The sequence below is a fragment of the Streptomyces poriferorum genome, assembly GCF_019399235.1.
Classification (GTDB): domain Bacteria; phylum Actinomycetota; class Actinomycetes; order Streptomycetales; family Streptomycetaceae; genus Streptomyces; species Streptomyces poriferorum.
The window spans coordinates 1-9,044 of the sequence record NZ_JAELVH010000261.1; the positions used below are offsets into that span (position 1 = coordinate 1).

10 protein-coding genes are annotated in these 9,044 nt (G+C 70.9%); 7 read left to right on the plus strand and 3 right to left on the minus strand.

Features of this window, described 5'->3' with window-relative positions; all coding sequences use genetic code 11:
- Positions 1-867: HAD family hydrolase (locus JGS39_RS31705; RefSeq protein WP_219573191.1), on the minus strand; the 867-nt coding region annotated here is incomplete at its 3' end.
- Between the two features lie 149 nt (positions 868-1,016).
- Here JGS39_RS31705 and JGS39_RS31710 point away from each other — a divergent pair.
- From JGS39_RS31710 to hemB, 6 genes are all read left to right on the plus strand, one after another.
- Entirely contained in the window at positions 1,017-1,292 is a 276-nt protein-coding gene (locus JGS39_RS31710; RefSeq protein ID WP_219573192.1) for a glutaredoxin family protein, read from the plus strand.
- Between the two features lie 272 nt (positions 1,293-1,564).
- Positions 1,565-2,338 carry a redox-sensing transcriptional repressor Rex gene (locus tag JGS39_RS31715; protein WP_219573193.1) on the plus strand — a complete coding sequence of 258 codons (774 nt, stop codon included), beginning with the start codon at positions 1,565-1,567 and terminating at the stop codon, positions 2,336-2,338.
- The gene (locus tag JGS39_RS31720; RefSeq protein ID WP_219573194.1) at positions 2,335-3,831 is read left to right on the plus strand and encodes a glutamyl-tRNA reductase; all 1,497 of its coding nucleotides are present in this window, start codon (positions 2,335-2,337) and stop codon (positions 3,829-3,831) included. The genes JGS39_RS31715 and JGS39_RS31720 overlap by 4 nt, the downstream gene beginning before the upstream one ends.
- Positions 3,828-4,814 (plus strand): hydroxymethylbilane synthase, encoded by a 987-nt coding sequence (hemC, locus tag JGS39_RS31725; protein ID WP_219573195.1) that lies wholly within the window; start codon positions 3,828-3,830, stop codon positions 4,812-4,814. Before JGS39_RS31720 ends, hemC begins: the two co-directional genes overlap by 4 nt.
- Positions 4,811-6,478 carry a bifunctional uroporphyrinogen-III C-methyltransferase/uroporphyrinogen-III synthase gene (locus JGS39_RS31730; RefSeq protein WP_219573196.1) on the plus strand — a complete coding sequence of 556 codons (1,668 nt, stop codon included), beginning with the start codon at positions 4,811-4,813 and terminating at the stop codon, positions 6,476-6,478. The genes hemC and JGS39_RS31730 overlap by 4 nt, the downstream gene beginning before the upstream one ends.
- Before the next feature lie 115 nt (positions 6,479-6,593).
- The gene (gene hemB, locus JGS39_RS31735) at positions 6,594-7,592 is read left to right on the plus strand and encodes a porphobilinogen synthase (RefSeq protein WP_219573197.1); all 999 of its coding nucleotides are present in this window, start codon (positions 6,594-6,596) and stop codon (positions 7,590-7,592) included.
- 31 nt (positions 7,593-7,623) lie between these two features.
- On the opposite strand, the gene JGS39_RS31740 is transcribed toward hemB, so the two are convergent.
- Together JGS39_RS31740 and JGS39_RS31745 are read right to left on the minus strand one after the other, a co-directional pair.
- Positions 7,624-7,863 carry a DUF397 domain-containing protein gene (locus tag JGS39_RS31740; protein ID WP_219573198.1) on the minus strand — a complete coding sequence of 80 codons (240 nt, stop codon included), beginning with the start codon at positions 7,861-7,863 and terminating at the stop codon, positions 7,624-7,626.
- Positions 7,860-8,645 carry a helix-turn-helix domain-containing protein gene (locus tag JGS39_RS31745; protein ID WP_236064364.1) on the minus strand — a complete coding sequence of 262 codons (786 nt, stop codon included), beginning with the start codon at positions 8,643-8,645 and terminating at the stop codon, positions 7,860-7,862. Before JGS39_RS31745 ends, JGS39_RS31740 begins: the two co-directional genes overlap by 4 nt.
- 152 nt (positions 8,646-8,797) lie before the next feature.
- On the opposite strand from JGS39_RS31745, the gene JGS39_RS31750 reads away from it, so the two are divergent.
- Positions 8,798-9,044: ATP-binding protein (locus tag JGS39_RS31750; RefSeq protein WP_219573200.1), on the plus strand; the 247-nt coding region annotated here is incomplete at its 3' end.

Here is a 9,044-nt window from a genome sequence, read left to right on the forward strand (position 1 = left end):
GCCGACCTTGGCGGCCTTGCGGCCGGTCCGGTAGTCGCGCAGCCGCCAGTCCCGGGCGCGCGCGTGCTTGCGGAGCTTGGCGTCCGGGTTGATCGCGTACGGGTGCCCGACCAGGGACAGCATCGGGATGTCGTTGTGCGAGTCGCTGTACGCCGCGCAGCGGGCCAGGTCCAGGCCCTCGGCCGCGGCCAGGGCGCGTACCGCCTCGGCCTTCGCGGGGCCGTGCAGGGGTTCGCCGACCAGGCGTCCGGTGTAGACGCCGTCGACCGATTCGGCGACGGTGCCCAGCGCGCCGGTCAGGCCGAGCCGGCGGGCGATGATCGTGGCGGTCTCCACCGGGGCGGCGGTGACCAGCCAGACCTTCTGGCCGGCGTCGAGGTGGGCCTGGGCGAGCGCGCGGGTGCCGGGCCAGATGCGGTCGGCCATGTACTCGTCGTAGATCTCCTCGCCGATCGACATCAGCTCGGAGACGCGATGGCCCTTGACGATGGACAGGGCGCTGTCGCGGGCGTCCTGCATGTGTTCGGGATCCTCGACGCCGGCCAGCCTGAACCAGGCCTGCTGCCAGGCGAACCGGGTGAGCTCGCGGCGCTCGAAGAACTTCCGCTTGTACAGGCCGCGGCCGAAGTGGAAGATCGCGGCGCCCTGCATGACGGTGTTGTCGAGGTCGAAGAAGGCGGCGGCCCGGTCGTCGCCGACGACGGGGAACTCGGGTTCCCCGTCCTGCGCGGCGACGTCCTCGGTACCGGCGGACTGCTCGGCGGCGAGCGAGGACTTCCGTGCTGCCTCCGCCGCTGCTTCGCCTGCCAGCACGCTGCGTGCTGTCGCGGAACGCCTACGCGGTGTGAGCCATCCAAGAGCGGCCATGCCGTGAGCATAGCCAGTCACCCCGCTCCTTCCCGACCTGCCGGGATGCGGCGCCGTGAACTCTCGGAGACCGACGCGTTAAACGGGCGATTCCCGGGCGTACCGGTTCAAGGGTGGAGCGGGTCCGGGAGCGGAGCAGAATAAGAGGTATGAGTGCCCTGCTGCGTCGTACGAAGAAGAAGCCCGCCGACCGCGTGGTGACCCTGGTCGGGAAGCCGGGGTGTCACCTCTGTGACGACGCCCGGGCCGTGGTGCGGGCGGTCTGCGAGGAGACCGGCGCTTCCTGGGAGGAGAAGGACATCACCAGGGACGAGGAGCTGTACAAGGAGTACTGGGAGCAGATCCCCGTGGTGCTCGTAGATAACGAACAGCACACGTTCTGGCGGGTGGACCCGGTAAGACTGCGCAGCGCGCTGCTTTCCTGAGCGAAACCTGGTTACCATCGTGGGCGTTTTGAGTGGTCTCGGGGGCGTGGCTGTGAGGAGTGTGTTCCGCTTTGCCCCCTTCGGGCCTGCAACGGGCTGATGCGATCCGTGGTTCCTGGATCGCGCGACGAGTGCGCGTGACCCCGGTCACTTTGACCGGACAAAACGGACACTATCTTTGTGCACGCGTTCACAAAGACATAGCCTGCATTCGACGGGGCGGTCTTGGGACATACGGCCGCCTGCAGCCCCGCTCATCCCGCAGGAGCACCGTGGCAACTGGCCGAAATCACCGACCGGCGACCCGTAGCCGAGGAATTCCCGAGGCCACCGTCGCCCGACTTCCGCTGTATCTCCGTGCGCTGACCGCGCTCTCCGAGCGTTCGGTCCCCACGGTCTCCTCCGAGGAGCTCGCCGCGGCGGCGGGGGTCAACTCCGCGAAGCTGCGCAAGGACTTCAGCTATCTCGGTTCGTACGGGACCCGCGGCGTCGGCTACGACGTCGAGTACCTCGTCTACCAGATCTCGCGCGAGCTCGGCCTCACCCAGGACTGGCCGGTCGCGATCGTCGGCATCGGCAACCTCGGCGCGGCGCTCGCCAACTACGGCGGTTTCGCCTCCCGCGGCTTCCGGGTCGCCGCGCTGATCGACGCCGATCCCGCGATGGCCGGAACGCCGGTCGCAGGGATCCCCGTCCAGCACGCCGACGACCTGGACCGCATCATCAGCGAGAACGGCGTCTCGATCGGTGTGATCACGACCCCGCCCGGCGCCGCCCAGCAGGTCTGCGACCGGCTCGTCGCCGCGGGCGTCACCTCCATCCTGAACTTCGCCCCGACCGTGCTCTCGGTGCCCGACGGCGTCGACGTGCGCAAGGTCGACCTCTCCATCGAGCTGCAGATCCTCGCCTTCCACGAGCAGCGCAAGGCGGGTGAGGAGGCCGCTTCCGCCGACAGCGGCCCGGACCCGGCCGCGCCGCCCGTGCGCGCCGCGACCAGCAGCCGGAAGGGACCCGACGGGGACATGCCCGCCGTGATGCCGGCATGAGTCTCCTTGTCGTAGGGCTGAGCCACCGCAGCGCCCCCGTCTCCGTGCTGGAGCGGGCCTCGCTGTCCGCCGACAGCCAGGCCAAGCTGCTTCAGGACACCCTCGCCGCGGAGCCCGCGGCCGAGGCCGCCGTCCTCGCCACCTGCAACCGCATCGAGCTGTACGCCGACGTGGACAAGTTCCACGCGGGCGTCGCCGAGCTGTCCACGCTGCTCGCCCAGCACAGCGGCGTCGGCCTGGACGAGCTCACTCCCTATCTCTATGTGCACTACGAGGACCGGGCCGTCCACCACCTGTTCTCGGTGGCCTGCGGACTGGACTCGATGGTCGTGGGCGAGGGCCAGATCCTCGGCCAGATCAAGGACGCGCTGGCGCTGGGGCAGGTGCTCCACACCGCCGGCCGGCTGCTGAACGACCTCTTCCAGCAGGCCCTGCGGGTCGGCAAGCGCGCCCACAGCGAGACCGGGATCGACCGGGCCGGGCAGTCGCTCGTCACCTTCGGCCTGGAACAGCTCGCCGACGGCCGCGACCCCGTGGCCTGGGCGAAGGGCAAGCGCGCCCTGGTGATCGGCGCGGGCTCGATGTCCTCGCTGGCCGCCGCGACCCTGGCCCGTACCGGTGTCGCCGAGATCGTCGTCGCCAACCGCACCCGCGCCCGCGCCGACCGCCTGGTCGAGATCCTGGGCCAGGCCGGCGGCACCGGTGTGGCCGCCCACGCCGTGGAGATGGCCGCGGTCTCCGACGAACTGACACGTGCCGACGTCGTCGTCTCCTGCACCGGCGCCACCGGGCTCGTCCTGAGCGCCGAGGCCGTAGCCGGAGCGCTCGGGCTGGACCCGGCCCCCGCGTACGAGGCGCCCGCCGTACCCGTCGCCGGGCCGCCCGTCGAGCCGGACGAGCAGCACGCCGCGTGGGTGGAGAACGGTTCCGCCACCGCGACCGCGCAGGCCCGCGCCGTCCGCCGGATCCCGGCCCAGTCCACCGGCCCGGTCCGGCTCGCCCTGCTGGACCTGGCCATGCCGCGCGACATCGACGGCGGCGCCGCCCGCCTCGACGGTGTGCGCCTCGTCGACATCGAGTCGCTCGCGGAGGCGTCCGCGGACGCCCCGATGGCCGCCGATGTGGACCAGGTGCGCAGCATCGTCGCCGACGAGGTCGCCGCCTTCGGTGCCGCCCAGCGCGCCGCCCACATCACTCCCACCGTCGTCGCCCTGCGCACGATGGCCGCCGGAGTGGTCGCGGGCGAGATCGCACGACTGGACGGGCGCCTTCCCGACCTGGACGAGAAGCAGCGCGCCGAGATCTCGCAGACCGTGCGCCGCGTCGTCGACAAGCTCCTGCACGCGCCCACCGTGCGGGTCAAGCAGCTCGCCAGCGAGCCCGGCGGCGCCGGGTACGCCGATGCGCTGCGGGAACTCTTCGACCTCGACCCGCAGACGGTCGCCGCCGTCTCCCGGGCAGACCTGAACGACCCGAATCGAGGGCGGTCATGACCGACAACTCACCCCTGGGCGCGGGGCCAACCCAGCCGCTGAGGCTGGGGACCCGGCGCAGCAAGCTCGCCATGGCGCAGTCCGGCCTGGTGGCCGACGCGGTCAGCGAGGTGACCGGGCGCGCCGTCGAACTCGTCGAGATCACCACGTACGGGGACACCTCCCGCGAGCACCTCGCGCAGATCGGCGGCACCGGCGTCTTCGTCGCCGCGCTGCGCGAGGCACTGCTGCGCGGGGAGGTGGACTTCGCGGTCCACTCGCTCAAGGACCTGCCGACCGCGCAGCCCGAGGGCCTCGTGCTGGCCGCCGTGCCGGTGCGCGAGGACCCGCGCGACGCCCTGGTGGCGCGCGACGGGCTGACCTTCGAGCAGCTGCCGTCCGGCGCCCGCGTCGGCACCGGCTCGCCGCGCCGCATGGCGCAGCTCAACGCGTACGCCCGCAGTCACGGCCTCGACATAGAGACCGTGCCGATCCGCGGCAACGTCGATACGCGTATCGGATTTGTGCGAAGCGGTGAACTCGACGCGGTGGTACTCGCCGCGGCCGGGCTCAGCCGCCTCGGACGGAGCGGTGAGGTGACCGATTTCCTGTCGGTCGACACCGTTCTGCCCGCTCCCGGCCAGGGAGCACTGGCGATCGAGTGCGCTGCCAGCAGCGCCGACCTCGCCGCCGCGCTCGCCGAGCTCGACGACCCGTACACCCGGGTCGCCGTGACCGCCGAGCGTTCCCTGCTCGCCGCCCTGGAGGCCGGCTGCTCCGCACCTGTGGGTGCGCTGGCCGACCTCCTGGCCGACGGTCAGGCTGTCAACGAACTGCGCCTGCGCGGTGTCGTCGGTTCCATCGACGGTTCCTCGCTGGTACAGATGTCCACCACCGGTCCCGTCCCCACGTCGCACGACGACGCGGCGGCCCTCGGTCGCGAACTCGCGGCCGAGATGCTCGCCAAGGGTGCGGCCGGTCTTATGGGGGAGCGAGCACTTTGAGCCCCACCGGCCACGCCGCATCCGATTACCCGGTCCTGTCCGCAGGGCACGTCACCTTCCTCGGCGCCGGTCCCGGCGACCCGGGACTGCTGACTCTGCGCGCCGTCGAGGCGCTTGCGAGCGCGGACGTTCTTGTCGCCGAGCCAGACGTTCTCGGCGTCGTCCGCTGCCATGCGCGGGCAGGCGTAAGCACGCCTGAGCTGACCGTTGTTGACGCGCAGTCAACAGCCGCCGGTGTTCCCGTTCTCAGGGATGCGGTCAATCTTGTCATGGAGGCCGCGAAGGGCGGCAGGCGGGTCGTCCGTGCCGTCTCCGGTGACCCCGGTCTCGACGGCAACGCGGGCGGCGAGATGCTGGCCTGCGCCGCCGCGGGCATTCCGTTCGAGGTCGTGCCGGGCGTCGCCAACGTCGTGGGCGTGCCCGCGTACGCCGGGGTGCCGCTGCGCGACGCGCAGGGCGCGGACGTCCGCTTCGTCGACGCCCGTACCGCCTCGGAACGCTGCTGGAGCGAGGTCGGCGCCAGCGACTCCACGTGCGTGATCTCGACGCAGCTCGACGCGGTGGCCGCGGCCGCCGGCGAGCTGGTCTCGGCGGGCCGCAAGCCCGACACCCCGCTGACCGTGACGGTCGCCGGCACGACGACGCGCCAGCGCACCTGGACGGCGACGCTCGGCACGATCGCCCAGGTCTTCAAGCAGGGCAAGATCCTGCCGTCGCCGGACGGGCACCAGCCCGTCATAGCCGTGGTCGGGGAGCGCAGCTCCGCCGCCCAGCGCGACCAGCTCGCGTGGTTCGAGTCCAAGCCGATGTTCGGCTGGAAGGTGCTCGTGCCGCGTACGAAGGAGCAGGCGGCGTCGCTCTCCGACCAGCTGCGTTCGTACGGTGCCGTGCCGCACGAGGTCCCGACGATCGCCGTCGAGCCGCCGCGTACGCCGCAGCAGATGGAGCGGGCGGTCAAGGGCCTGGTCACGGGCCGCTACGAGTGGATCGCGTTCACCTCGGTCAACGCCGTGAAGGCGGTCCGGGAGAAGTTCGAGGAGTACGGGCTCGACGCCCGTGCCTTCGCCGGGATCAAGGTCGCGGCCGTCGGCGAGCAGACCGCCGCCGCGCTCGTGGACTTCGGTGTGAAGCCGGACCTGGTGCCTTCGGGTGAGCAGTCGGCCGCGGGTCTGCTGGAGGACTGGCCGCCTTACGACCCGGTCTTCGACCCGATCGACCGTGTCTTCCTGCCGCGTGCCGACATCGCCACCGAGACGCTGGTGGCCGGTCTCATCGAGCTCGGCTGGGAGGTCGACGACGTCACCGCGTACCGCACGGTCCGCGCCTCGCCGCCGCCCGCCGACACGCGTGAGGCCATCAAGGGCGGCGGGTTCGACGCGGTGCTCTTCACCTCGTCCTCGACGGTGCGCAACCTCGTCGGCATCGCCGGCAAGCCGCACAACGTGACGATCATCGCGTGTATCGGCCCGGCCACGGCGAAGACCGCCGAGGAGCACGGCCTGCGCGTCGACGTCCTGTCGCCGGAGCCCTCGGTGCACAAGCTGGCCGAGGCCCTCGCCGAGTTCGGCGCCCAGCGCCGCGACGCGGCGAAGGAGGCCGGTGACCCGGTGACGCGGCCGAGCGAGCGCCGTCCGGGTGCGCGGCGGCGTCGTACGACGACCTGATCAGGTGCAGCGGGTTCGGGGCCCGGTCGCTTCTTCGTGAAGCGGCCGGGCCCCGCCCGTTTTCCCGGCAGAGGTGTCGGTAAGAGCGTGATGTGTACGGGTCTAGTCTCGAAGGATGACTGTGTACGGAAACTTCCCCGGCTCTCGCCCCCGACGGCTGCGGACGACCCCCGTGATGCGGCGGATGGTCGCCGAGACGCGGCTGGACCCGGCGAACCTGATCCTGCCCGCGTTCGTGCGTGAGGGCATCGACGCGCCTGTCGCCATCTCGGCGATGCCCGGCGTGCAGCAGCACACCCTGGACACCCTGCGGAAGGCCGCGGTCGACGCGGTCTCGGCGGGCGTCTCCGGCATCATGCTGTTCGGCGTTCCGCTGGACGAGAAGAAGGACGCCCGCGGCACGGCGGGCACCGACCCGGACGGCATCCTCCAGCTCGGTCTGCGCGCGGTGCGCGAAGAGGTCGGTGACGACCTCGTCGTCATGTCCGACCTCTGTCTGGACGAGACGACCGACCACGGCCACTGCGGTGTGCTGACCGAGGACGGCCGCGTCGACAACGACGCGACGCTGGAGCGGTACGCGGAGATGGCCCAGGTCCAGGCCGACGCGGGCGCCCATGTGGTCGGCCCCAGCGGCATGATGGACGGCCAGGTCGGCGTGATCCGCGACGCGCTGGACCAGACCGGGTACGAGGACGTGTCGATCCTCGCGTACACGGCGAAGTACTCCTCCGCCTTCTACGGCCCGTTCCGTGAGGCCGTCGGCTCCTCGCTCAAGGGCGACCGCAAGACTTACCAGCAGGACCCGGCCAACCTCCGCGAGTCGATGCGCGAGCTGGCGCTCGACCTCGCCGAGGGCGCGGACATGGTCATGGTCAAGCCGGCCGGACCGTACCTCGACGTCCTGGCGAAGGTCGCCGACTCGGTGGACGTGCCGGTCGCCGCGTACCAGATCAGTGGCGAGTACGCGATGATCGAGGCCGCTGCGGAGAAGGGCTGGATCGACCGGGACGCGGCGATCCTGGAGAGCCTGACCGGGATCCGGCGCGCGGGCGCGCAGATGATCCTGACGTACTGGGCGACGGAGGTCGCGCAGAAGCTGCGCCGTTCCTGACGGAGGTCCGGCGGGGCCTGGCGCGGGTGCCTCAGGAACCGATGTGCGTGGCGAAGGCCGTCCAGGTGGCGGGGGCGAGGGTGAGCGTGGGGCCCTCGGGGTTCTTGGAGTCGCGGACGTGGACGGCGGCGGGGTGGGCGGCGATTTCGACGCACTGCCCGCCCTCGTCGCCGCTGTGGCTCGACTTCTGCCAGTCGTAGGCGACTTCGAGGCACTCCCCGCCGTCGCTGCCGCTGTAGCTGGACTTGAACCACTCACGTGCGGTGCTCATAACTCTCCTAGCAGCCGGTCCAACAGGCCTTTTGTGTCCTCGATGTTGAGGGCCTGCGTTCGCAGCATTGCATACCGCTGCGCAAGGATGCTGATCTCATCGGGATCGGCGATGAGCTGGCTGCCACGTTGGCTTTCCGTGTAGGCGATGCGTTGATAGTCCGGTGTTTCCAGCAGGATGAACGGGCCGTCGAGAGCCGCGTGAGTGGTCCGGGCCAGGGGCATGACCTGGAGTGTGATGCCTGGCGTGCCGGCGTAGACCCGCAGGTGGTGCAGCGCCTCGCGATACGACTCGTCGCCGCCGAGGCGGTCTCTGACGATGGCCTCGGAGATGACGAAACTGGTGGTGGGCGGCACGTCTCGGTGCAGGATTTCCTGCCGGTCCAGACGCTTGGCGACATGCGCGTCGATCTCCGCCCTGCTGAATGTGGGCACTCGGCTGTCGAACACGGCTCGTGCGTAGCGCTCGGTCTGGAGCAGCCCCGGTAGGACCTGATTGGCGAAGAAGCAAAGGGCGAGCGCCTCCCGCTCCAGGTCCATGTACTCCTCCGCCCACGCCGGAATCAGGTCCACCTCCGGCATGTTCTCCACCGCCGTGGCCAGCGCCCCCTTCGTCTCCAGCAGGGTGTCCATGCGGCGGGCCAGCGGCAGTTGGAGGGCGCGTCTGCCCTGCTCGATGGAGGCGATGGTCTCCGGCTGGGTGCACGTCTGTTCGGCCAGTTGGCGCTGGGTCATTCCGGCGGCGGTGCGGAACTGGGCGACCAGCGCGCCCACGAGTCTCATCGCCGACGCGTTCTTGCGCTGCCGCTTCCTGGGTTGCATACGGTCCCCACTTCCCGCCCGCGTCCGTACTTCACGCGCGCGCGACCCGTACAAGAAATCTGTACGGGCGCGCACACTGCGACAGCCTAGTCACCGAGTGTGACGCTCGTTCCATGAACGAGACGATGCAACTCCCGCTGCTGCGCGAGCGGTTCTTCCGGCGGGAGCGCCGGTCGGTCCGGGAGGCCCGGGAGTTCGTGCGGTGTGCGCTGGCCGACTGGGGGTTCGGCGAGGTGCGGGCGGACGAGGTGCTGGTGTGTGTGAGCGAACTGGCCACCAACGCGCTGGTGCACGGGGTGCCGCCCGGGCGTGGGTACCGGTTGATGGTGTGGCTGCGGGACGAGGGCCGGGTGCGGGTCG

Coding starts and splice junctions, on each gene's coding strand:
- JGS39_RS31740 (WP_219573198.1), bottom strand. CDS start 7,863: ATGAGCACCGCACGTGAGTGGTTCAAGTCCAGCTACAGCGGCAGCGAC.
- JGS39_RS31720 (WP_219573194.1), top strand. CDS start 2,335: ATGAGTCTCCTTGTCGTAGGGCTGAGCCACCGCAGCGCCCCCGTCTCC.
- hemB (WP_219573197.1), top strand. CDS start 6,594: ATGACTGTGTACGGAAACTTCCCCGGCTCTCGCCCCCGACGGCTGCGG.
- JGS39_RS31745 (WP_236064364.1), bottom strand. CDS start 8,645: ATGAGACTCGTGGGCGCGCTGGTCGCCCAGTTCCGCACCGCCGCCGGA.
- hemC (WP_219573195.1), top strand. CDS start 3,828: ATGACCGACAACTCACCCCTGGGCGCGGGGCCAACCCAGCCGCTGAGG.
- JGS39_RS31710 (WP_219573192.1), top strand. CDS start 1,017: ATGAGTGCCCTGCTGCGTCGTACGAAGAAGAAGCCCGCCGACCGCGTG.